We start from the raw sequence: 21,948 nt of genomic DNA, 5'->3' as shown, positions 1-21,948 counted from the left end.
GGGGATAAATGCCACACTTACATATTGAAGAGTTTAAAGAGATAAACTTTCCTCAAAAAAACAATGAAGTTTCATTTAACTTTATTGCAAGAAATGCAAAACATAGTGATGAGACGCTTATCTCCGTTAGTGTAGAAGAGGATGATTTTTTTCTACTAGTAAAAGCAGAAGAAAATAAAAACCTTTTAAAGACTGATAAGTTAACAAGACCAGCATCTATACATAATGTTCATAGAGCACTTTTAGCTTATGCAGATTTGGCTGACTTAAACGTCATCTCTTCAAATGTTCCCCAAAAACAAAAGAATATTCACCTAGAAGAAGCAACAGCTCTTAAGCATATTAGTTATTTCGCAGATAGTTTTCCACAAGCATCTGAGATAAGAATCGAAGTAGGTTTTGGTTCAGGTCGTCATCTAATACATCAAGCTACGCAAAATCCTGATATTTTATTTATAGGTATTGAGATTCATAGACCTTCTATTGAGCAAGTCTTAAAACAAGTAAGTATTCAAAACATAGAGAATTTACTGGTTTTGGATTATGATGCTAGACTATTTATGGAGTTGGTTCCTTCAAATATAGTAGGGAAAATTTATGTGCATTTTCCAGTACCATGGGATAAAAAGCCACATCGCAGAGTTATTTCTACTTCATTTATAGAAGAGTCAAGAAGAGTTTTAAAAGTTGATGGACGACTAGAACTTCGTACAGATAGTGAAAACTACTATGCTTATTCTTATGAGACTTTTATAAACTTTCATAAAACTATTCTTAATATAAACAAGAACAAAGATATTGCCGTAAGTTCCAAGTATGAAGATAGATGGAAAAAGATGGAGAAAAATATATATGATGTAACTATGATAAATGAAGAAGAGTCTGATAAACTTAGTATAGAAGGTACTTTTGAGTTTTCAAAAGTTGGTTTATCAGATGAAAAACTTATAGAACTTCATTGTGTTACACAAAGATTTGATGGTGGATTTATCCACTTTGAAAGAGTTTATAAGCTAGATGATGGAGTGATGCTTCGTATATCATTAGGAAGTTTTGACAGACCTGAGCATCTATATGTTTTAGTAAAAGACAAAAAAGCCTCTTACTATCCAACTCTTCCATTAAAATCAATAAGTAATCTCTTGGCACATAAATACTTAGACGAGGTATTTAATGGATAAGGTAATAATGGCACAAGATTTATCACTATCATATTCTAATAGTGAGACAATCATCAATAAAGCGAATTTTTCTATTGATTCTGGCAGTTTTATATTTATAACTGGTGCCAGCGGTAGTGGAAAATCAACTCTTTTGAAATCTCTTTATGGTGCCTTAAAACCTAAACAAGGTAGTCTAATTGTAGGCGGTGTGGAACTTAGGGGTGTAACAAGTGCTAAATTAAACTTTTTAAGAAGACATGTAGGTATAGTTTTTCAAGACTATAAGCTTGTAAAAGAGTGGACTATTGAAAAAAATATTATGCTTCCTCTTATTATAAATGGCTATGAGAAGGGTGTAACTCAAAATCAGGTTGACTCTCTTTTAAAGCATGTTAGACTAAAACATCAAGCTGGAAAATATCCACTAGAGCTTAGTGGTGGTGAACAGCAAAGGGTTGCAATGGCTAGAGCTTTGGCACACAACCCCATACTGATTCTAGCTGATGAGCCTACAGGTAACTTGGATGACTACTCTTCACAACTTATTTGGAACCTTCTTGAAGGTGCAAATGAGCAACTTAAAACTACTGTAATTGTTGTAACTCACAATATTCCTCGTAATATGAATGTGGCATATAAGCACTTTAACATTGAGTATGGGAGTGTGCATGAAGTCGTTTAAAAATCACCTCTCTTTAGTTGTAGCACTTTTAAGTATACTTTTTTCAATACAGATATTTATTATAGTTGATAGATCTATAGAAGCCTACAAAGAGAACTTATCTAACAATTATTCTGTGATTGTTGTTAGTCAAAAAAAATTAGATAACGAAATAATCTTGGGAATTAATAATATTATTTCAAGTTCAAGTGAATTATCTGTAGATAGTGTTATAAAGAGATTAAACAGTGACATCAATGCAAAAAATGTAGAACTTTTAAAATTAACTCTTCCAAAATTTTATAAGTTAAACCTTACGCATTATCCAAGTCCAAAGCAGATTAAAAACTTGAGAAAAGATTTATTAAATAATAAATCAATCACAAAAGTTGAAGATTTTTCTCATAATCATGACACAACCTATAAGCTATTACTGCTATTTAAAAATGTAGTCTCGCTGTTTGCAATAGTAGTATTTGTAGTCACAACACTTCTTATCTTTAAAGAGTTGCGTATTTGGCAGTTTAAGCATAGTGAGCGCATGAGTATTATGGGATTATTTGGTGCGCCTGTTTGGCTGCGTTCAGCTGTACTTTTTAGACTTGCAATTGTTGATGCAATAATTGCAAGCTTTTTAGCATTTGGTTTATTTGTGTATATATCATCATCTATATGGGTTAAAGAACAATTTACTAATATAGGTATTGATGTAGTCATATACGATATTATAAATGACTCAGCACTTCTTTTTGGCGCGGCAATAGTATTATCGATTTTACTTGCGTCTCTAATAGTCTTAGGACACAAAGAAGAGGTATGATTCGTCTATTTTTAATTTTTAATTTAGCATTTGGATATTTACTGGCAAACAGTAGTGTAGATGCAAATATAAAGCAGACTAGCACTAAACTCAACTCTTTTTCGCAGAGTTATTTAAACATAAATAAGAAGATGGAAGAGACAGCAAACGCAATTTTAAAACAAAAAAGAGAAATAGATATTCAACAAAAGCACTTAGATTCTCTTAAAAAAGAACTTAGTGAAAAAGAGAGTAGCCATAACGAAAATACTATTCAGCTAAAAGATCTTAAAAAAGTTCAAAATGACTTAAAATCTACACAAGAAAAATTGGAAGAAGAACTTGTATTTACAATAGCGCAGAGTGTATCTTTATCAATTATTTTAGAAGAAGAAATAGCTGCAAGTGAAGAATCACTAGTAGAGTTTGAAGTCCTCAAAGTTATGTTGGACAATTCAAAGAAAAAGGTTGATGAGTTAAATAGAAAATTTTATGATAACTCTAAAAATATTGATGTTTTAAATACTCATGCAAGTTTTTTAGAAGTTGAAATTGCAAATATAGATACTAAAAGAAAAGACTTACTAAACACTCAAAAAAAGAATATTTTGGCTTTAAAAAAGCTTGAAATAGCAAAAAATTCATATAAAATAGAGTTAAAAAAACTTCTTGAAAAACAAGATGCTCTTAAAAAGACACTAGCTAAATTGAACATAATAAAAGTGGATGAACTTAACAAAGCTAAAGAGCAAGAAGAGAGAAGAAAAGCATTTGATTCCCAAAAAATAGTCTCAGACAGTAGTCTTCCAAAAGTTAAAAGACATGGCAGTAGTTATCAAGACGTAAAAACAAAAGAGTACGTTGGAGATAAGACAATTGCGCCATTTGATCCTTATACAATAACTAAAAGATATGGAACGTATACTGATCCTATTTATGGAATAAAAGTATTCAATGAATCTATTTCATTAAAGCCAGATAGTGAAAATACAAAAGTTAAGACTGTATTTAACGGTAAAGTTATATATGCTGATAAAACTGCAGTTCTTGATAATATAGTAATTGTAGAACATACGAATGGTCTTCATACAATTTATGCAAATCTTTCTCAAATATCACCAAATATTAAAAAGGGTATGAAAATTAAAAAAGGTTATACGATTGGCAGGGTAAGTAATGAGCTAATATTTGAGGTAACTCAAAAATCTTACCACATTAATCCAATAAGACTCTTTCAATAAGAAAAAGTGATATAATAAGTTAAAAAAAGATTAATAATTTTTTAGTTATGATAGTGTAATATAATAAAAAATAAAAATTAATAATTAATAATTTTATTGAAAGAGAGCCTGTTATGGAGTTTGAAAACGACCAGCACAATATGATTTACTATAATCAGATACTCCGTGCAGAGCAAAAGAAAAAATCTCCAAAAAAGAAAAAACCTACTAGTTTTACTAAACAAGAAGTAAATTTTAAAGATTATCTTTATGTTCCTGAAGGCCTAGAGCCACTAATATATACTTTTTATATCGTTGGTATTCCATACCTTGTTGGCACAATTTTTTTATTTTTCACAATAGCCGGGGCTGATTTTGCTAATTTTAAATTACTAGATGTATCAGCATTCTTTATAGTATGGGCTATAGGGTATGAAATAACAGCGACCTTATTACTCATTAGTATATTTGTAATGTTTCTCAAGCATGACGGAGATTCTGATTAGAGATATTTTTTAGATATAATTTCAAAAAAATTAAGTAGAGAAAAATATGAACTTTATTCAAACTCGTGGATGTGATGAGAACAAACCGGCAAGTGTTACTTTTTCCCAAGCAATACTAAGCCCAATTGCTTCTTTTGGTGGTCTTTATGTGCCAGAAACGTTACCAGAATTAGGGGAAGTGTTTTTAAATAAACATCTAAACTCTTCATACAAAGAGTTAGCATCAGATCTACTGAGTCGTTTTGAAATAGATATTGATCAGAGTGTTATTGATGAAGCTTTAAATTTATATGATAAGTTTGATGACGCTTCAAATCCTGTGCCTGTTGTGAAAATAAAAGATAAGCTGTATGTAAGTGAACTATATCATGGACCAACTCGTGCGTTTAAAGATATGGCACTTCAGCCGTTTGGTAAAATTCTTTCATCTGTAGCTCAAAAAAGAGACGAAAACTATTTAATTTTAGCAGCAACAAGCGGAGATACAGGCCCGGCTGCATTAGAGACTTTTAAAAATCAAAAAAATATTCAAGTAGTTTGTATGTATCCGGCAAATGGAACTTCTGATGTTCAGAGACTTCAAATGGTTACGGAAGATGCTGCTAACTTAAAAATTATAGGAATTAAGGGTAACTTTGATGATGCTCAGAGCGCTCTTAAAAACCTTCTCTCATCTCCAAGTTTTGAAGAAGCTCTAAATGAAAAAAATATTTCACTTTCAGCTGCTAACTCAGTAAACTTTGGAAGAATTATTTTCCAAATTATTTATCATATTCATAACTACTTAGAGTTAGTAAGACAAGATGCGGTTAAAATTGGAGAAAAAGTTTATCTGAACGTGCCAAGTGGAAACTTTGGAAATGTACTAGGTGGTTATTATGCAATGCTTATGGGACTTCCAGTTGAAAAGTTGATAATTGCTTCAAATGAGAACAATATCCTAACTCGTCTTATACAAACTGGTGTGTATGATATGCGTGACCAAGAACTTGTTTTAACAACTTCTCCTGCTATGGATATTTTAAAGTCTTCCAATGTTGAACGTGTTCTTTATGGACTATATGGAGCTGATAGAACAAGAGAACTAATGCATGACCTTGATACAAAAAAAATATACACATTGACTTCTCAAGAACTTATTCAACTGCAAGAGATATTTGTAGCTGATTTTTGTAGTGATGATGAAGGTAAAATGTATATAAAAGATACTTTTAATAACGGTTACTTGATGGATCCTCACACTGCAACATGTTTTAAAGCTTATGAGTCATGTGCAACTAAAGATATACCAACAATCATTTACTCAACTGCAGAGTGGACAAAATTTTCTCCTGTAATCGCAAATGCTCTGACTGGTGAAGAAGATACACAAGATATAGTAGCTTTAGAGTCTATCTCTAAAACAGCAAATGTAGAAATACCATCTATGATAAATGAGTTATTTAACAAAAAAATAGTTCATGATTCTGTTATAGAAAAAGAAGATATAGAAAAAGAGATACTAAAGTTTTTATAACTCTAGTGCTCTTTTATAAGCTTTTTCAATCGCATCCATACAAGCACTTCTGACATTCCCATCTTCTAAAGCTCCGTAACCGGCAGCTGTTGTTCCCCCTGGGCTCATTACACCGTCTTTTAAAAGTGCTGGATGTATTTCTTGAATCAACTCTCCAAAACCGCTAAAAAGACCTCTCATGATAGCCATAGCATCATCTCTTTTTAGACCTTGCTTTACCGCACCATCTGTTAGTGCTTCAGCTATTAGTGCTAGGTATGCTGGGCCACTTCCAGCAAGCCCTGTAGCTATATCTATCTCTTTTTCGTTTGCTAGCCATCTTGTAACTCCAATAGCTCCTAAAAGCTCTTGGGCCTCTGCTTTGAACTCTATGTCGCCAGTTAGAGTAGTCATAGACTTATTAACACTTGCAGCCAAATTTGGCATCGTTCTCACAACTGCATGTGGATTTAGGTTTTGTCTTAGTTTTGAGACGCTTGTACCGGCTAATACCGAATATATAACTCTAGCTCTACCTTTTATTTTAGAAGATACTTCCTCAACATTCGCAGGCTTTACACAAAGTAAGATTGTTTTATCACTTAAATCAAAGTCTTCAAGTATATATTTATCTATTTTTATGCCAAGACTCTCTTCGAATTTTTCAAGTTTTTCAAGACTTCTACCAACTACTTCTATTTTATAGTTCTCTTTTAAACCTTTAGCAATGCTGAGTGCCATGTTCCCATTTCCGATAAAAGTGATAGTTTTCATAATATTCCTTAATTGTATTATTTCGAAAAAGGAACAAGTCCCTTTATCTTTGCTTGCGTCGCTAAGACGACTAAAGTTAATATTTTTATGATAGTATAGCATTATTATTAGATTCCCCGGGTCCGGCCCGAGAATGACGGAGTGTTAAATGGAAAAATTTTTAGAAGAAGCAAAGAGTGGAAGTAGAATTTTATCTGCTATCAGTGGGAGCGACAAAAATAGAATCTTAAAAGAGATGGCTGGGGCTCTTAGAAGCAAGTCTTCTGAGCTATTGGAAGCTAATGCAGTAGATATGAGTGATGCTCATAAAAACAAGTTGACATCGGCTTTAAAAGATAGACTATTATTAGATGAGAGCAGAATAGATGCAATGGCTGTAGCAATAGAAGAGATAGCCGCACTAAAAGAGCCTGTTGGTCGTGTACTTGATGGTTGGGTTACGGAAGATGGACTTAAAATAGAGAAGGTCAGTATTCCTATTGGAGTAATTGGCATTATATATGAGTCTCGTCCAAATGTAACAAGTGATACAGCAGCATTATGTTTTAAAAGCTCTAATGTATGTGTGCTCAAAGGTGGAAAAGAAGCAGAAAATTCAAATAGAGCAATTGCAAAAGTTCTTCAAGGTGTATTAGCTAAAAATGATTTGCCTACATCTTTAGTATCACTTTTAGAAGATTCTTCAAGAGAGGGTGTTGCTAAACTTATCAAGATGGATAAATATGTTGACCTTATTATACCTCGTGGTGGAGCAGGTCTTATAAAGTATGTGAGTGAAAATGCAACTGTAAGTGTGGTTAAGCATGATAAAGGTCAGTGTCATACATATATAGACAAAGATGCAAAACTTGACAACGCAATTGCAATAGCTATAAATGCAAAAGTTCAAAGACCAGGTGTTTGTAATGCTATGGAGACACTTTTAGTAGACCGTGCTATTTCATCTCTTGCTCTACCTCAGTTGAAAAAAGAGTTTGACAAGGCTCATACAGAACTAAAGGGCTGTTTAGAGACTCAAGCTATCATTGAAGTAAAGCATGCAAATGATAAAGACTATGACACAGAATATTTGGCAAATATTTTAAATATAAAAGTTGTTGATGGTGTAGAAGGTGCAATCGAGCATATTATAAGATTTGGTTCAGGGCACTCTGAATCTATCATAACTGAGGATATTACAACAGCAGAGAAGTTTTTAAATGCCATAGATTCAGCGTGTGTTTATGTAAATGCTTCAACACGCTTTACTGATGGCGGAGCTTTTGGTTTTGGTGCAGAAGTTGGGATCAGTACAAATAAACTTCATGCACGTGGACCAATGGGAATAGAAGGACTTACTACATATAAATTTAAAATTTATGGAAGTGGTCAAATCAGATAAAAAGTGACAATATTTGACTAAATAAATAATATATAGTGATTGTTGATACATATCAATGCTGAATGGATAAATCTAGATTACAATAGACATATAATTAAAAATAAAAGGGTTTTATATGTCATTGATACCAATAGAAGCGAATAAAATAGAAGTAGCTGGTGCAACTGTAGATTTTTTTGAATTAGCGAAAGATGGAGTAAGCACTTATTACTTTGATTCATCAAAATGTGGACCACCAGATCCAATGGTAAATGCCATGAGTGGCTTAAGACTTATCAAAAATACGAACAATACTCTTGTAATGATTAATTTTAAATCACCTGGAGGACTATTTGCTAAACTTGAAGCTGATATAGCTCACACTGTTGAAAATATGGATGGCGGTTTAGTTAAAATCACATTTACAAATGTAAATTCAGGTGTTGATTCTGATTTAACTCAAACAGCTTGTCACTAAAAGAGTAAAATGTTTTCTATCTCGCAAGATTTTGCGCCTCCATTTAAACTTATCTCTCCATTTTTCATTTTGGGGAGTCTGTTTTACCTACTAGCATCTGTATTTATATTCTTTTTTACTTCTGATAATCTATTATTGCAAGATCCAAAAGTATTGAGCTTTGTGCATTTATTCTTACTCGGTTTTGTAATGATGGTAATTTTTGGTGCTATGGCACAGTTAATCCCAGTTGTTCTGGAAGTAGGACATTCTGCAGTTGAGCTTTTTTATGTTATCTGGCCGCTTCTTGGCATTGGAACAATTCTAATGGTAGTAGGATTTTTAGGTTTTCCTGCTCTGCTTCCATACGGTGGCACTGTGGTTTTGATATCCATGATGATATTTGTTATGGAGATATTCTCAACTATAAAAAAGGTAAAGAAGCTAAATATTGTTATGGGCAGTGTACTCATTTCAAATACATTTTTGTTTTTTGGGATTATCTTTGGCCTTGTAATGGCTCTTGGATATGCAGGTACAATTGAAGTAGATATTATGTCACTTCTTCGTTCACATGTATATTTAGTAATAGGTGGTTATATCGCTATAACTCTTATGGGATTGTCTGTTGTACTATTGCCTATGTTCGGCTTATCACATGGTTTTTCCATGAGGCCTTTAGAAGTTTCTATAACACTTATGAGCACCTCTGTAGTGCTAGTCGTGATATCTTCATTTGTAAAATATGCTCTTATAGAGTATACAGCTTATACTTTGGCATTAGCATCTATGGTATTTTACTTTTATCTTGTATATACTATTTTTAAAACAAGAGCTAGAAAAGAGTTAGATATATATGCCATCTCACTCATCTATGCATATTTTTCTATGCTAGTAGCTTTAGGCTTAGGTGTTGCATATCTTGCTTCTTCTTATGAGCCGTTACTACTGGCTAGCGGTTGGCTTATCTTCTTTGGTTTTTTTGGCTTTGCAATAACTGGGCACATATATAAAATAGTTCCATTTCTTGTGTGGTTTGAGCGTTTCTCACCACTTGTAGGGAAAGAAAAAGTACCGATGCTAGCAGATATGCTTCCTAAAAAGAGTTCTCATGCTCAGTTTGTGTTTTGTGCTGTAGGGGTGAGTATAATAGCCGTAGCTATTCTTTTACAAGATGATACTCTTATGAAAGCTGGTGCCTCGTTTTTAGTTGTTGGTGCATCAGCACTTGTAAGAAATGTGTTTTATATGATAAATTTCAAGTAATAAAATTAAGGAAAAAAATAATGATGTATTCAAAAGAAGAACTATTTTTAGCAATCTCAACAGTAATAGATCCAGAAGTTGGGTTTAACCTTGTAGAGATGGGGCTTATATATGACGCTAAGTGTGATGATGAAGGCAATGCTCATGTAACTATGACACTGTCAACAAAAGCATGTCCTATGCATCAGATGATACTTCAGTGGGTAAAAGAATCAGTAGAGAAAATGGCAAATATAAAAAATGTTGAAGTAGAGTTAGTTTGGGAGCCAGCGTGGAATATAACGATGGCAGATGATAATGTAAAAAAAGCTCTTGGCGGAGCTTAGGAACTATTCTCTGTTTTTATATTTTTTAATATCCTCTAGAAGATCGTAAAGAGATTTCGTATACTCTTTAATAAGTTCAATATATTTTTTATCTTCATGGTTCACAATAGCTTCTTTTAGACCTGAAGCTATTTTACTAATATTGTTAGCTCCAATATTCGCAGTTATACCGCTAAGGTCAAGTAAGTAACGGTCTGCTTTTTGCATTTCATTGTGGTTGATAAATTCTTGGAGTTTTGCAGGAGATTCTGAGTATGTACTTACAAATTCATTTAGAATTTCATGATAAAACTCTACGTCATCACCACAGATGTTTAGACCTTTGTCTGTGTCTAATTCTTTGGTTATAACAATCTCAACAAACTCATCAGGAATTATTTGCGTAGAGTCATTGTATGCGTATAAAATATTATACATAGCTTCTATTTTAAGTGGTTTTTCAAGATGCTCTTCCATACCTGCTTCACTCATCTTTCTAACATCGTCAGGCGCTGTATCACCGCTTAGCGCTATTATGATTATATGATCATAATTTGGATTTTTTCTTATTCTTCTAGTTGCCTCAAACCCATCAACTCTAGGCATATGAGCATCCATAAGGATAAAGTTAAAGTCAGAATCTTTTTCTAAAATTTCTAGTAAAAACTGTCCATCATCTGCTATAGTTACTTCTATCCCAGAGTCTGCTAAAAGACCAGAAATTACTTTTTGGTTTATGATATTGTCTTCAGCAACAAGTATTTTTTGGCCTGCAAACTCTTTGAAATTTTCTTTAGTTATTTTTGAATGAGGCGGTACATCTCTCTTTGTTCTTTTAGGTTTAGGAGTGATTTTTATCTCTTGTACTTGTGTTATAGACTCTTCAACTCCAAAGCTTCCTTCTTCTTCTCCACTTAGAGCCTTGAAGTTTATTGCTTCTACTATTTCTTGCATTACAATAGGTTCTGGCTCTTGTGCAGCCTCAACAACAGACACTTCCTTTACAACTTCTTTTTTAACTTCTTTTTTGTTGAGTACAGGTGTTGAGTCTTCAAAGTCATCTTTTTGTTTCTGTTGAGACTTTTTAATCATAAAATAGACTACTATTAAAATTAATATCGCAATAGCTGCAATTATTTCATTAAAGTAAGTTTCTAACACATTGAGTTCCTTAGTTGGTCTTTTACTAACCTTTTCTTTTATTACTATATCTTTTTTTTTCTCTTTTTCAGCATTTATATCACTTTTTTGTGTCAATGATGCTACTTTTATGCTTTTTATGTCAGGTTCTGGCATTAAAAGTGGATCATCAATTATCTCTGGTTCAGGAATAATTATAGTTTCTGTTTTCTCTTTTTTAAGAGTTTTTTGAGAAAAAATTTTTAGTATATAAGCATCTTTGTATTTAGTTTTTTTGATTCTATTTAATACAGAATGAGTAGTTACGATATCGTTAAATGGCTCTATAGTTACTATAAAATATTTTCCATGTTTTTTAGAAACAGTTTTAAGTGAGTTCATATCTATGAAATTTTGAAATTTTGTATCTTTGTTTATAATCTTATTTACGTCGTTTTGTGTTTCATTAGCAATTGATTCAGTTGTAAAAGTACCTAAAACAATCTGAGTCTGGTTTGCTAAAATAAAAGTGTATATTAAAGATAGTAAAAAGATTATTTTCATGCCTAGGGGCCTTTTTTTTGTTTATAATACACTATTAAAAATTAAAATTTACAAAGTTAATGTATAATCTGTTTAATATAAAAAAAGGCTTCTTTTGCAAAATATCCCACATATTCCTGTTCTATACCGCGAAGTAGTAGATACTTTTAAAGATATAAAAAACGGAATTATTATTGACTGTACAATGGGATATGGAGGTCACTCTTCTATGATACTAGAATCAAATCCAAATATTGAACTAATTGCAATTGATCAAGACCAAACTGCAATAGACTTTTCTACAAAACGCTTAGAAGAGTTTGGAGATAGGGTAAGCATCAGAAAAGGTCGTTTCTCATCTGTCATAAAAGATATAATTGCTGAATATGGAGTTGATAAAATAAGAGGTGTTTTGGCAGATATAGGTGTATCCTCACTTCAGCTTGACCAAAAAGATAGAGGTTTCTCATACGAGAGTGAGAATCTGGATATGAGAATGGATAAAGACGCACCACTTAGTGCAAAGAATGTTGTAAATGAGTACTCTAACTCTGAGCTTGAAAATATTTTACTGGAGTACGGCGAGCTTAGAAACTACAAAAAGATAGCATCTGCCATAGTAAACTCTCGGCCATTTACATCTGCAAAAGAGTTAAGTGAAAGAACTAAGCATCTGATGCCTCACGGAAAAAAGATTCATCCTGCAACACTTTTGATGCAGGCTATTCGCATAGAAGTAAATGATGAGCTTGGAGAGTTAAAGTCACTTCTTCAAAGTATTGAAGATTCACAGTTCACAGATGCAACGGTTGCTGTCATTTCTTTTCATTCGCTAGAAGACAGAATAGTAAAACAGACTTACACTAAGTGGACTAAAAACTGTATCTGCCCAGATGAAGCCATGAGGTGCACATGTTCTAGAGATAATTCTTTGGGTCGTATTTTGAGTAAAAAGCCAATAACTGCGCAAGATGATGAGTTAAAAGAAAACCCAAGAAGTAGAAGTGCAAAAATGAGAGTGTTCCACTATGAGCGATAAGCACGAACTCCTTGATGAAGTAGATCAGGTTTTAAATAAAAAGAAAAGACTTGACTTTAGCTATCTTGTTTTTATACTACTTCTTATGAGTTTTGTAAGTTTAGCTCTATTTCCAAAAATATATATACAACAGCAAATATATTTTAAAAGTAGAGATATCTCAAAATTAAAAGGTGAATATGATACTCTTGTAGAAGAAAATATACTAATAAACGAATCTGTTGAATCTATCCGATTTAAAAATCAAATTCTTGATACACTTTTCTAATATAAACTAAGGACAACAATGATCCGTCGCTTTTTAGAGTTTGCAATAGATAAACCACTCTTAAACCATATACTTTTAACTTTTATAGTTTTGCTCTCTATTTTTGCATATATAAATATTCCCAAAGAGATATTTCCACCTATGAATATGGATAAAATCATCATTAGCGGTGGTTACTCCGGGACATCTGCTGATGTTCTTGATAAGATGGTTGTAAAGAGCATAGAAGATGATATTCAAAATATAGATGAACTTGACAACATAAAAACTACTATTAAAAATGGTTCTTTCTCAATCACCAGTGATATAAAAACTGGTTCTGACAATATAACAGTCCTGAGTGATGTAAAAGACATAGTCAGCAGTGTAAAAAAAGATCTTCCGGCTGATATGGCAGAGCCAATCGCAAAAATTCAACTGCATAACTTTCCTCTTGTCCTAATTGCTTTAGCTGGAGATAAAAGTAAAAAAGAACTGCTTAATCTTGCAGAAGATTTAAAGAGTGAGTTGAGTCAGTTAAAGGATCTTAGTGATATCACTATTCGTGGAGATGCTGATGATGAGTTAGTTATAACTCTAAACGAGCAGAAGCTTTTAGCCTTTGGACTAAACCCTTCTCTCGCAGTAGCATCTCTAAGAAATATAAGCTCAATCTTTCCAATAGGAACTATAAAAGAGAGAGGTAAGCATCTATATATATCTACTTTTAATGGAGAAAAAAATAAAGAGAGTATTGAAAATACTATTATCAGTGTTGGAGCTGCCAGAGTCCGTATCGGTGATATAGCAGATATAGAGTTTAAACTGAGTGATGAGTCTGAACTCTCTCACTACAATGGCGCTAGAAATGTATCTATAAACGTTACAAAGTCAAAAGATGGAAATGCAATTTCTTTAGTTAAGCAGATACGCGAGATACTAAAAAACAAAACAAATAAGAGTGAAGAAGTACAGTATGAAATATATACAGATACTTCTATCTGGATTAAGAATCGTCTAAATACTGTTTTTGCAAACATAGTTTTTGGACTGATGCTTGTATTTTTAGCGATGCTTATCTTTATTAACCGCGGTATTGCTATTGTTGTTGCTATTGGAATTCCTGTTAGTTTTATGATAGGTCTGATAACTACAGAACTGATGGGAGATTCTCTGAATATGCTCTCACTTCTTGGTGCTCTTATAGCTCTAGGAATGCTTGTGGATGAGGCTATAGTTGTTGCTGAAAACATTTATCGTCATCTAGAAGAGGGCATGGAAAGAAGGGAAGCCTGTATAGTTGGTGCTACTGAGATGTTTCCAGCTGTATTAACTGCAACTCTGACTACTGTTTTTGCATTTTTACCTATGCTACTACTTACTGGTGAGATGGGAATGTTTATAAAAATAATCCCTATCATGATAACCGTGCTACTTCTCTCTTCACTTTTTGAGGCATTTTATTTTTTACCTCTTCATGCACATGATTTTTTAAAAGTCTCACATGATGAAAGCTTTACAAAAAGGCTTTGGAAGAGATTTGGTTCTTGGCATAGTAAAGCACTTCACTTTGTTTTTAGAGCAAAGTGGATTTCACTTATCGTTATAGTTGTATCGATTCTCGCTTTGACATTTGTGTTTATTAAAAACTCAAAGTTTCAGCTATTTCCAGACTTTGATAACACTCAAATATATGTATATGGCACAGTTAACGTAAATAGCGAGCTTGAAGATACAGAGAAGATAGTAACAGAATTAGAAAAAAAGCTTTTAGAAAATACAAATAAATCAGATTTCTCTTCTATTACTTCTGTTATTGGATTTAAGATGGATGCTAAGAATATGGTTGAGACAGGAGATAATTTTTTCCATATATTCATTGATTTAAAAGAGCGTGCGCCTACTAATGTTTTTGATACTTACATAAGTCCTTATCTTTCTATAGAGTACAATGCAGAGGCCCTTACCAGACAGAAAAATGCGGAAGATATAGCTAAAGTTCTAAAAAAGATCATAGAGCCATTTAAAAAACTCAAAGATGGTGAAAATTTAGTTTATGAAGAACTTGTTGTTAAAGTTCCTGGAGCTGGTGTTGTTGCATCTGATATAGAACTAAGTCTAAGCGGAAAGAGTGAAAAAGATATTTTAAAAGGTGTTAAGTATCTTGGAAGTACACTTGAAAAGATAGAAGGTGTAAGTAATGTCTCAGATGACGCAAATCCTGGAGAGAAAGAACTAAAGCTCCGTGTAAATGAGTATGGACAGCAACTTGGCTTTAATGAAGAGGTTATATCCAATGAACTTAGATCGTACTACCTAAAAGGTGAGTATGGAAAGATGTTTAACGATGAAGGGCTTGTTCGTATAAAGATAGAGAGTGGTATAAACAAAAAAATAAGCTCTATAGATAACATAGAGGTTCAAGTTCCAGGAACTGATAACTATGTAGCTCTAAGTGATGTTTGTGAGTTTATAATGATTCAAGGCTTTGTAGCACTTAAAAAAGAAGACGGAACTAGAATAAGAACAGTTCTGGCAACTCTAAATAAAAAAGTAATAACTTCTTCTGAAGCTATGAAAGAACTAGAACCTGCATTTCTTAAGCTTAGAAAAGATGGATACAAGATAGACATAAAAGGTGAAGAAAAAGAGAACGCTAAAAACAAAAGAGAGATGATGCAGTCTGCAATAATTGCTATCTTTTTGATTTTTATCACTCTGGTTTGGCTGTTTGACTCCATAAAAAAATCGCTTATAGTTATCAGCACTATTCCTCTTGTCTTGCTTGGTGTATATTTTGGACACTGGGTAATGGGTATAAATCTTACGATGCCTGGAATGATAGGAATAGTTGGACTTGCAGGGGTTGTTGTAAATGATGGGCTTATTGTGGTGAACTTCATCAAACATGCAGATGATACAGAGGAGTTGATGAAGAGGGCAGGGACAAGGCTAAGACCTATTCTCCTTACGTCTTTAACGACAGTTCTTGGGCTTTCTACGCTTATCTTCTTTGCATCTGGACAGGCTATGATACTTCAACCAATGGCAATTTCTTTAGGCTTTGGAATCGCTTGGGCAACAGTACTTAACTTGATTTACGTACCTTTACTTTATGCAGTTGTATTTAAAATCAAAGATAGGGTGCAATAAAAGAAATATATAAGAATATTTTGACTATAATTGCGCCCTACAAACAGTGGGTCTTTAGCTCAGTTGGTTAGAGCCCTCCGCTCATAACGGAGTGGTCGCGTGTTCGAATCACGCAGGACCCACCACTTACACACCGAACTTTCAAGCGTTTTTCAAATCACTCATTTTTTTAACTGTCACGGTATTGCAACAGCTATTTTTAAAGAGCTCTACATTTGTATCGATTTTCAAGTGATTATCTTTTATAAAACCTGCATAGTTTTTAACAATCATCTCTGGTGAAGTGTGTCCGACAATGGCTGCAATTTCCATTATTTTAAACTTTCCACTATTTAACATCGCAGTTATAAAAGTATGTCTTGTCGTATAAAGTTTTCTATACTCCATATTACAATCTTTTACTAGTTGATGCCATCTTCTTTTAAAGAATGAAGCGTCCTTTATAAACGTCTTATCAAAGTCAAATAGGTAAAGTGATTCACTTAACTTCTTTTGGCTCTCTAGGTATGGTCTAAGAGCTTCAAGCATTGGAATATCTCTGACACTTCCAAGTGTCTTTGGTGATGTGACACGACCTTGAGATACAGAACGCCTTACACATATTCTATCTTCTAAGATATCACTATGCATGAGTCCTAATACTTCACCACTTCTCAAACCACTATTTAATGATATACCTATGTAGTTTCTAAACATACCTTCTGACTTTTCAAGCATTAATGTGACTTCATCAATAGAAAAAGGTTGTATAGGAGCTTTAGCTTCTCTTTTAAACCTAATACCAAAAGCTACATTTCTATCTATCTCTTCATCGTCAAGTGCAATATCAAGAGTACCTCTAACACATCCAAGATAATCTTTTTTACTACTATTTCTAAGGTTTAGTGATGAGAGGTACTCTTTTACAGTGAGAACCTTTATATCTGATACAAACATATTTCCAAAGAACTCGTTTACTCTATTGTAAACACCTATCCTGTTGTGAAAGCTTTTATCGCTTTCGTGAAGTTTTAAAAACTTCTTATGGTAATGAGCAAACTTTTTAGAATCAGGTTTTTTCAAATCACCAAGATATATTTTTTTCATAAGTTCTGGAATTATTTCTTTTTCCAGCATCTTACGATTTGCCTTAGTATCTTTAAATCCAGTACTTCTTTGAATCCTTTTCGATTCATAATAATAATCAAGATATAAGACACTATTTCTAGAACGTATAGTTGCCATAGTTTTCCTTTTGGCAACCGCAGATAACTTTGATATGGTACATCCTTTTAGGTAATATTTCAATCTGGTAGGATTTTATTAAAGATATCATTCAGTTCATCTGATGATAAGCTTGAGCCTCTCCACCACTTTTCAATAGCTTCAAAATCCCATCTAATAGTGTTTGCTTGTTTTATATAATGCTCATTTAAAATGAACTCTTCACTTTGAATTCTTCTTTGAAAAAAGTCTCTTCCAACTTCATATATTTCACATAGTGATGATGTTGATTTATATACTTGCACTAATATGACCTTTGTTAGGAATTCATAACTTATAAAGTCAAATCGGCACTATTTAAAAAGAATTTCTTCTTGAATCCGTCATCATTCTTCTTCCAATAATTAGTACAGCCAATCGGATCTTTACTTGTTTTGGAATTTCCAAAAGCAACTTGAATTGCATTACTAACTTTAGACAATTTTACTAGCCCATCTATCAAATCTGGGTCTCCGACAATCACTGTTAACTCTCTTATTGATAAAGGAACAGCAGCAAATTGAACAGCAGTTTTGTCATTTCTATAAACTGTCTGTGAAGAATATGACAAGTCTTTTTTTCTCTGATTTCCACCATTTATATATGCACAATTCCACATTTGCTCAAAGATTGTATGCGTAAAAAGTGACTTCTTAGCTCTAGTTATATTGTCTTTAGCTACTAGTTCTGCTCTGAATGAATCTATGAAATTCTCAGCATTCCCTAGGTTGTTTTGTTTGATGTATCTACCTGTAGTTTGAACAAGAAAATTATAATCAAATACGATATTATCAACTTTCTTTCCATCGTAGAACACACAAGGTAGCATGTTGATTTTACCATCCATCATGTCTTCATCTACTTCTTTTAACTCTTCTAGTAGAAAAGTAAAGAAGTAAAACATCTTAATTTTTGTACTCAACAAACCACCTATATCTAACTCTTTTTCATACTCATATCCGCGATAACTTTCTTCGATGCTTTTCAACTTTTCTCCTCAAATTTTATGTTGTAATTTTAATATATATTTATTCTGTCTTTTCTCAATAAAAACTAGAAAAATGACATATTAAGTTTTCAACTAGCTCTAGTATGAAGTTTTAAATATTAATTTAACCTTTAAAAAAGTATATATTTTTATATTAGGTTGTTGATGATTCAACAGTGTATATCTGCGATAAAGCCATATATTATGGGCTTGTTGGCGGTATTTCTGTATTTATAGTCTGATATTTTTTATTTTTAAGGATGCTTTTTTTGACAAAACAGATTGTGCTTTTGTCGAAAATGAAAAAAAATAATTGGATGAATGTTATATGGATTAGAGGAAGAATTTAACAAAGTTTATTTCAAAAAAACACTTAATAGATAAAGAGTTTTTTAATATAAGTATATGAGATACAATCTGGAATGTCCCCTATAAACTAGACAATTACTAAACCAGTAAAAACCTACTTTTTTAAAGACTCTAAATTATACCTTTTTTCAAATTCATTTGGTGAAATATAATCTAAATAACTATGTCTTCTTTTTGAGTTGTAGAACATTTCTATATATTCAAATATTTTTGATGCTGCGATTTCTCTAGTTATAAATATCTGTTTTCTGACAAGCTCTTTTTTAAGCGTTTTGAAGAAGCTCTCTGCAACAGCATTATCATAACAATTACCTCTTCGACTCATACTAAGAGTAATATTATGCTCTTTAGCAACTTTTTTATAATCATAAGAGCTATATTGACTTCCTTGATCTGAGTGAAGAATCACTTTATCTGACTTACCAAGTCGAGTAATTGCCATTTTAAGAGCCTTTATTATTAATGGTGTGGTTTGACGATGACCTGTTGCCCAGCCTATAATCTTTCTACTATATAAATCTATCACAGTAGCTAAAAACATCCATCCTTCTTTTGTTCTGATGTATGTAATATCACTTACCCATGTGTCATTAGGCTTAGCTGATATAAAACACTGGTGGAGATAGAGTTAGGGTAAGCTTTATGAGCTGGACCAGGTTTGCTATATGGCTTGCGTTTATAAGTGCCTACACCATAGAGTTTAGCTTCACTCATGAGTCTAGCTACTCGCTTTTTATTTACATGAATACCTAACTCTTTAAGGTCTTTATGAATATTCCTGTGACCATAAACACTATTTGATGCTTTGAATGCATCTTTAATCTGTATTAACAATTCTTTATTTTCAAGTTCTCTATCTGAGATAGGCTGATTTAGCCACTGATAATATCCGCTACGGTGTACTTGCATAACTTTGCAAAGTCTATGAACCGCATAAACTTCACTATATACTTTTATAAAAGCATATTTTAGTTTGTGTGGCTTGCAAAGTACACCGCGGCCTTTTTTAGTATGTCCCTCTCTTCTGTAACTCTTTTGAGCTCTTTTTGGAGTTTCTTTATCTCAACCTGAGATTCATCTAATATTTTATGTTTTTGTATTGCTTGAGGAGATTCTAATCTTTTTATCCAGTTTCTCAGTGAGTCAGGATGAACTCCCAGTCTATCTGCTGTATCAGTTATGCTATAACCATTTTTTGTAACTTGTTTCACCGCTTCTATTCTGAACTCTTCACTATAAACTACTCTTGCCATTTTTTAATCCTATTAAATCTCATAATGCTTTGACATTATTTTATCTAAATCACTGAATTAAAGTTTGTCTAGTTTATTGGGGACATTCCAGGCTATATTGTCAGTGATTATTCTTTTTGTATATCTTTGAAAAAATCTTCAACATCAACATTAAGTACATTAGCAATTTTCACCAAGTGCTCAATATTAAAATGTTTGTTGTTAATACATAATTCTGCCATAGATATTGTTCCTACAGCCTTATGTCCAATTGCTAACGACAGTGCAAGCTGGGATACCTTTTTTGATTTTCTAATGTTTTTAACATTTAAGCCTATCTGCTTATAAATCTGTTTCATATCATCATCAGTAATTTTACAGTCATTCATTATATACACCTATGGTTAAACTAACTATAAGTATATATATGACAGTATTCTGTGACAACTAACTATAGTTAGTTTAATTAAAATATAGACTTAAAAAAGGAATGAAAAATGAAAAAAGTAATGTTATATCTGGTAATTATTGGATTATCATCAACTCCTCTTTTGGCAGAATGGCTGTGGTTTAATCCATCAACCCAAAAGTGCACAAATAGCTTATCTCCTCAAGAATGGGCAAAAGACACAAACATAGTAAATGTAACTAACCAAGGAAATATTTGGACTTTGCATATTAAAGGCGGAAGAAGTACTTGGATTACAAACGATCGTTACACCTGTGCGGTTGTTTTAATGAAAAAAACAAATGTTAATAATTTAGCAGGGAGAAGATAAGTTATTCTACTCTCTATATATTTCTTTAAAACAAAAGGATGAAAAAATATGAATATCAAAACAACAATACAGGCAACACTACTAGCGCTCAGTGTAGGATTACTCTTCTCAGGATGTGGAACAAACTACTACACATTTGCTACGCCTCTAAAAGGCAATGCTGTTAGCATAATAGCTAACCAAGACTCAACGTCAATGGGGCCATTAAACTCTGGCAATGTTCTAAGAAAGAACTACAGATACGCTTTCGCTATTGCTGCAACAGCTACTAAAAATGCAGGGTATAAATATTTCAGTATTGTTACTCCTGACCCACTTATTGCACAGTATAAAGATAGAAAAGTAGAGACTGTGCAAGATGCATACGATGCGTGTGACGGTGGTGATGGAAGTTTTAATACAGCTTGGTCTAATAGACCTTGGATGGAAAAGCAAAACAATTCAATCTATAGTTCTAGGAACACAAAATGCCACTCTATTTGGTGGCTCAGTTGTGCATGCTCATGCGGAATTTGTAGTTATGTATCATAATGATGATAGAAAAGACCACTTAACCTTTAATGCAGAAGATGTGCTGAACTCGGAGATTGTTGAAGGCTTAGACCCTAAGAACTTCGTAGCAGGTGAAAGAGAGTCATGGTAATGAGTACTGTAAAATTATTAGTTTCTGCACTTGTTGCAGGAATATTATTTTCAGGGTGCGGTACATCATATAGCACACTAGTAACTCCATCAAAGTCTGAAGCCTCAGTTCTTAAAATAACTGTAGATCAAGATGCAATTCCTATGACTACATACGATATTGGCAGAGTCACAAGACTAAACTATAAGTATGCTTTTGCTTCAGCAGCTACAGCAACTAAAAGAGCAGGATATAAGTATTTTAGCATTAGTGCTCCTAGCTCTTTAATCGAGCAATATAAAGAGAGAAAAGTTGTAACTCTAGAAGATGCTTATAGCGCTTGTGATACAGGAGAAGGAAGCTTCTTTGTTGCACCTATACTAGCACGAGATTTCTCAGAGAAGACAAAGTGTGAAGAAGCAACTTTTAAGTGGAGTGATCCTGTTATTGGTTCTGGTACGATGAAACACTCTAAAATTATCATAGAAGTACAGATGCACAACGAAGATAGAGCAGACAATATAACTTTTAATGCAGATGATGTATTAAATTCTAAACTGCTCAGCGAACTGAATCCTAAAAAGTTTTAAAATTTACTTGACTATTTCA

23 protein-coding genes, 1 tRNA gene and 1 pseudogene are annotated in these 21,948 nt (G+C 32.9%); 18 read left to right on the top strand and 7 right to left on the bottom strand.

What is annotated here, in order from left to right; genetic code table 11:
- The first annotated feature begins 8 nt into the window (after positions 1-8).
- The 6 genes from trmB to thrC all read left to right on the top strand — a co-directional run bounded on the left by trmB (position 9) and on the right by thrC (position 5,865).
- Positions 9-1,181 carry a tRNA (guanosine(46)-N7)-methyltransferase TrmB gene (gene trmB, locus SMGD1_RS01440; RefSeq protein WP_008340086.1) on the top strand — a complete coding sequence of 391 codons (1,173 nt, stop codon included), beginning with the start codon at positions 9-11 and terminating at the stop codon, positions 1,179-1,181.
- Positions 1,174-1,845: a cell division ATP-binding protein FtsE gene (locus SMGD1_RS01435; protein ID WP_008340024.1), complete on the top strand. Its 672-nt coding sequence runs from the start codon at positions 1,174-1,176 to the stop codon at positions 1,843-1,845. Before trmB ends, SMGD1_RS01435 begins: the two co-directional genes overlap by 8 nt.
- Complete coding sequence (locus SMGD1_RS01430; RefSeq protein ID WP_008340429.1) at positions 1,832-2,644, top strand: hypothetical protein; 813 nt, start codon at positions 1,832-1,834, stop codon at positions 2,642-2,644. Before SMGD1_RS01435 ends, SMGD1_RS01430 begins: the two co-directional genes overlap by 14 nt.
- Entirely contained in the window at positions 2,641-3,864 is a 1,224-nt protein-coding gene (locus SMGD1_RS01425; protein WP_008340081.1) for a murein hydrolase activator EnvC family protein, read from the top strand. The genes SMGD1_RS01430 and SMGD1_RS01425 overlap by 4 nt, the downstream gene beginning before the upstream one ends.
- Before the next feature lie 113 nt (positions 3,865-3,977).
- The gene (locus SMGD1_RS01420; protein WP_008340076.1) at positions 3,978-4,349 is read left to right on the top strand and encodes a hypothetical protein; all 372 of its coding nucleotides are present in this window, start codon (positions 3,978-3,980) and stop codon (positions 4,347-4,349) included.
- 46 nt (positions 4,350-4,395) lie between these two features.
- On the top strand, positions 4,396-5,865 hold the full coding sequence (gene thrC, locus SMGD1_RS01415) for a threonine synthase (protein ID WP_008339904.1): 1,470 nt from the start codon (positions 4,396-4,398) through the stop codon (positions 5,863-5,865).
- Here the strand turns inward: thrC and SMGD1_RS01410 are convergent.
- Positions 5,860-6,618, bottom strand: a complete 759-nt coding sequence (locus tag SMGD1_RS01410; protein WP_008340426.1) for a pyrroline-5-carboxylate reductase — start codon at positions 6,616-6,618, stop codon at positions 5,860-5,862. The genes thrC and SMGD1_RS01410 overlap by 6 nt on opposite strands.
- A 148-nt stretch (positions 6,619-6,766) precedes the next feature.
- Between SMGD1_RS01410 and SMGD1_RS01405 the strand changes: the two genes are divergently transcribed.
- The 4 genes from SMGD1_RS01405 (at position 6,767) to SMGD1_RS01390 (ending at position 10,027) form a co-directional block, all read left to right on the top strand.
- Positions 6,767-7,999, top strand: coding sequence for a glutamate-5-semialdehyde dehydrogenase (locus SMGD1_RS01405; protein WP_008339914.1), 1,233 nt, complete (start codon positions 6,767-6,769; stop codon positions 7,997-7,999).
- A 115-nt stretch (positions 8,000-8,114) separates the two neighbouring features.
- Entirely contained in the window at positions 8,115-8,456 is a 342-nt protein-coding gene (locus SMGD1_RS01400; RefSeq protein WP_008339943.1) for a hypothetical protein, read from the top strand.
- Between the two features lie 9 nt (positions 8,457-8,465).
- On the top strand, positions 8,466-9,701 hold the full coding sequence (locus SMGD1_RS01395) for a hypothetical protein (protein ID WP_008340013.1): 1,236 nt from the start codon (positions 8,466-8,468) through the stop codon (positions 9,699-9,701).
- A gap of 23 nt (positions 9,702-9,724) precedes the next feature.
- Positions 9,725-10,027, top strand: coding sequence for a metal-sulfur cluster assembly factor (locus SMGD1_RS01390; RefSeq protein WP_008340423.1), 303 nt, complete (start codon positions 9,725-9,727; stop codon positions 10,025-10,027).
- A 3-nt stretch (positions 10,028-10,030) separates the two neighbouring features.
- Here the strand turns inward: SMGD1_RS01390 and SMGD1_RS01385 are convergent, their stop codons facing one another.
- On the bottom strand, positions 10,031-11,689 hold the full coding sequence (locus SMGD1_RS01385) for a response regulator (RefSeq protein ID WP_008340006.1): 1,659 nt from the start codon (positions 11,687-11,689) through the stop codon (positions 10,031-10,033).
- Between the two features lie 94 nt (positions 11,690-11,783).
- On the opposite strand from SMGD1_RS01385, the gene rsmH reads away from it, so the two are divergent.
- The 4 genes from rsmH (at position 11,784) to SMGD1_RS01365 (ending at position 16,232) form a co-directional block, all read left to right on the top strand.
- Positions 11,784-12,707: a 16S rRNA (cytosine(1402)-N(4))-methyltransferase RsmH gene (gene rsmH / locus SMGD1_RS01380; protein ID WP_008340109.1), complete on the top strand. Its 924-nt coding sequence runs from the start codon at positions 11,784-11,786 to the stop codon at positions 12,705-12,707.
- Entirely contained in the window at positions 12,697-12,975 is a 279-nt protein-coding gene (locus tag SMGD1_RS01375) for a hypothetical protein (protein WP_008340066.1), read from the top strand. Before rsmH ends, SMGD1_RS01375 begins: the two co-directional genes overlap by 11 nt.
- An 18-nt stretch (positions 12,976-12,993) precedes the next feature.
- Positions 12,994-16,107, top strand: coding sequence for an efflux RND transporter permease subunit (locus tag SMGD1_RS01370; RefSeq protein ID WP_008340420.1), 3,114 nt, complete (start codon positions 12,994-12,996; stop codon positions 16,105-16,107).
- Between the two features lie 48 nt (positions 16,108-16,155).
- Positions 16,156-16,232: transfer RNA gene (locus SMGD1_RS01365), tRNA-Ile, on the top strand.
- Positions 16,233-16,248: 16 nt separating this feature from the next.
- Here the strand turns inward: SMGD1_RS01365 and SMGD1_RS01360 are convergent.
- From SMGD1_RS01360 to SMGD1_RS01330, 5 genes and pseudogenes are all read right to left on the bottom strand, one after another.
- A complete protein-coding gene (locus SMGD1_RS01360; protein WP_008338399.1) occupies positions 16,249-17,331 on the bottom strand; it encodes a tyrosine-type recombinase/integrase in 1,083 nt (360 codons plus the stop codon).
- Between the two features lie 59 nt (positions 17,332-17,390).
- Positions 17,391-17,615 carry a hypothetical protein gene (locus SMGD1_RS01355; RefSeq protein ID WP_008338597.1) on the bottom strand — a complete coding sequence of 75 codons (225 nt, stop codon included), beginning with the start codon at positions 17,613-17,615 and terminating at the stop codon, positions 17,391-17,393.
- A gap of 29 nt (positions 17,616-17,644) precedes the next feature.
- Complete coding sequence (locus SMGD1_RS01350; protein ID WP_008338255.1) at positions 17,645-18,337, bottom strand: hypothetical protein; 693 nt, start codon at positions 18,335-18,337, stop codon at positions 17,645-17,647.
- A 463-nt stretch (positions 18,338-18,800) separates the two neighbouring features.
- Positions 18,801-19,959, bottom strand: a pseudogene (locus tag SMGD1_RS14535) (IS3 family transposase).
- 107 nt (positions 19,960-20,066) lie between these two features.
- Positions 20,067-20,327: a helix-turn-helix domain-containing protein gene (locus SMGD1_RS01330; protein WP_008338334.1), complete on the bottom strand. Its 261-nt coding sequence runs from the start codon at positions 20,325-20,327 to the stop codon at positions 20,067-20,069.
- Between the two features lie 108 nt (positions 20,328-20,435).
- On the opposite strand from SMGD1_RS01330, the gene SMGD1_RS01325 reads away from it, so the two are divergent.
- The 4 genes from SMGD1_RS01325 to SMGD1_RS01315 are packed head-to-tail and all read left to right on the top strand — an operon-like array spanning position 20,436 to position 21,929.
- Complete coding sequence (locus SMGD1_RS01325) at positions 20,436-20,717, top strand: hypothetical protein (RefSeq protein WP_008338321.1); 282 nt, start codon at positions 20,436-20,438, stop codon at positions 20,715-20,717.
- A gap of 48 nt (positions 20,718-20,765) precedes the next feature.
- The gene (locus SMGD1_RS01320; RefSeq protein ID WP_008340416.1) at positions 20,766-21,248 is read left to right on the top strand and encodes a hypothetical protein; all 483 of its coding nucleotides are present in this window, start codon (positions 20,766-20,768) and stop codon (positions 21,246-21,248) included.
- Positions 21,238-21,360 carry a hypothetical protein gene (locus tag SMGD1_RS14975; RefSeq protein WP_008340413.1) on the top strand — a complete coding sequence of 41 codons (123 nt, stop codon included), beginning with the start codon at positions 21,238-21,240 and terminating at the stop codon, positions 21,358-21,360. Before SMGD1_RS01320 ends, SMGD1_RS14975 begins: the two co-directional genes overlap by 11 nt.
- Entirely contained in the window at positions 21,360-21,929 is a 570-nt protein-coding gene (locus SMGD1_RS01315; RefSeq protein WP_008338201.1) for a hypothetical protein, read from the top strand. The genes SMGD1_RS14975 and SMGD1_RS01315 overlap by 1 nt, the downstream gene beginning before the upstream one ends.
- The last annotated feature ends 19 nt before the right edge of the window (positions 21,930-21,948 follow it).

The organism is Sulfurimonas gotlandica GD1, assembly GCF_000242915.1.
GTDB classification, from domain to species: Bacteria; Campylobacterota; Campylobacteria; order Campylobacterales; family Sulfurimonadaceae; genus Sulfurimonas; species Sulfurimonas gotlandica.
Note: the sequence above shows the minus strand (reverse complement) of the source record. Positions and strands in the feature narration are given on the sequence as shown.

Bases quoted from the DNA above. Each gene is read 5' to 3' on its own strand.
- trmB (WP_008340086.1), top strand. From the start codon at position 9: ATGCCACACTTACATATTGAAGAGTTTAAAGAGATAAACTTTCCTCAA.
- SMGD1_RS01435 (WP_008340024.1), top strand. From the start codon at position 1,174: ATGGATAAGGTAATAATGGCACAAGATTTATCACTATCATATTCTAAT.
- SMGD1_RS01430 (WP_008340429.1), top strand. From the start codon at position 1,832: ATGAAGTCGTTTAAAAATCACCTCTCTTTAGTTGTAGCACTTTTAAGT.
- SMGD1_RS01425 (WP_008340081.1), top strand. From the start codon at position 2,641: ATGATTCGTCTATTTTTAATTTTTAATTTAGCATTTGGATATTTACTG.
- SMGD1_RS01420 (WP_008340076.1), top strand. From the start codon at position 3,978: ATGGAGTTTGAAAACGACCAGCACAATATGATTTACTATAATCAGATA.
- thrC (WP_008339904.1), top strand. From the start codon at position 4,396: ATGAACTTTATTCAAACTCGTGGATGTGATGAGAACAAACCGGCAAGT.
- SMGD1_RS01410 (WP_008340426.1), bottom strand. From the start codon at position 6,618: ATGAAAACTATCACTTTTATCGGAAATGGGAACATGGCACTCAGCATT.
- SMGD1_RS01405 (WP_008339914.1), top strand. From the start codon at position 6,767: ATGGAAAAATTTTTAGAAGAAGCAAAGAGTGGAAGTAGAATTTTATCT.
- SMGD1_RS01400 (WP_008339943.1), top strand. From the start codon at position 8,115: ATGTCATTGATACCAATAGAAGCGAATAAAATAGAAGTAGCTGGTGCA.
- SMGD1_RS01395 (WP_008340013.1), top strand. From the start codon at position 8,466: ATGTTTTCTATCTCGCAAGATTTTGCGCCTCCATTTAAACTTATCTCT.
- SMGD1_RS01390 (WP_008340423.1), top strand. From the start codon at position 9,725: ATGTATTCAAAAGAAGAACTATTTTTAGCAATCTCAACAGTAATAGAT.
- SMGD1_RS01385 (WP_008340006.1), bottom strand. From the start codon at position 11,689: ATGAAAATAATCTTTTTACTATCTTTAATATACACTTTTATTTTAGCA.
- SMGD1_RS01375 (WP_008340066.1), top strand. From the start codon at position 12,697: ATGAGCGATAAGCACGAACTCCTTGATGAAGTAGATCAGGTTTTAAAT.
- SMGD1_RS01370 (WP_008340420.1), top strand. From the start codon at position 12,994: ATGATCCGTCGCTTTTTAGAGTTTGCAATAGATAAACCACTCTTAAAC.
- SMGD1_RS01360 (WP_008338399.1), bottom strand. From the start codon at position 17,331: ATGGCAACTATACGTTCTAGAAATAGTGTCTTATATCTTGATTATTAT.
- SMGD1_RS01330 (WP_008338334.1), bottom strand. From the start codon at position 20,327: ATGAATGACTGTAAAATTACTGATGATGATATGAAACAGATTTATAAG.
- SMGD1_RS01325 (WP_008338321.1), top strand. From the start codon at position 20,436: ATGAAAAAAGTAATGTTATATCTGGTAATTATTGGATTATCATCAACT.
- SMGD1_RS01320 (WP_008340416.1), top strand. From the start codon at position 20,766: ATGAATATCAAAACAACAATACAGGCAACACTACTAGCGCTCAGTGTA.
- SMGD1_RS14975 (WP_008340413.1), top strand. From the start codon at position 21,238: ATGTATCATAATGATGATAGAAAAGACCACTTAACCTTTAATGCAGAA.
- SMGD1_RS01315 (WP_008338201.1), top strand. From the start codon at position 21,360: ATGAGTACTGTAAAATTATTAGTTTCTGCACTTGTTGCAGGAATATTA.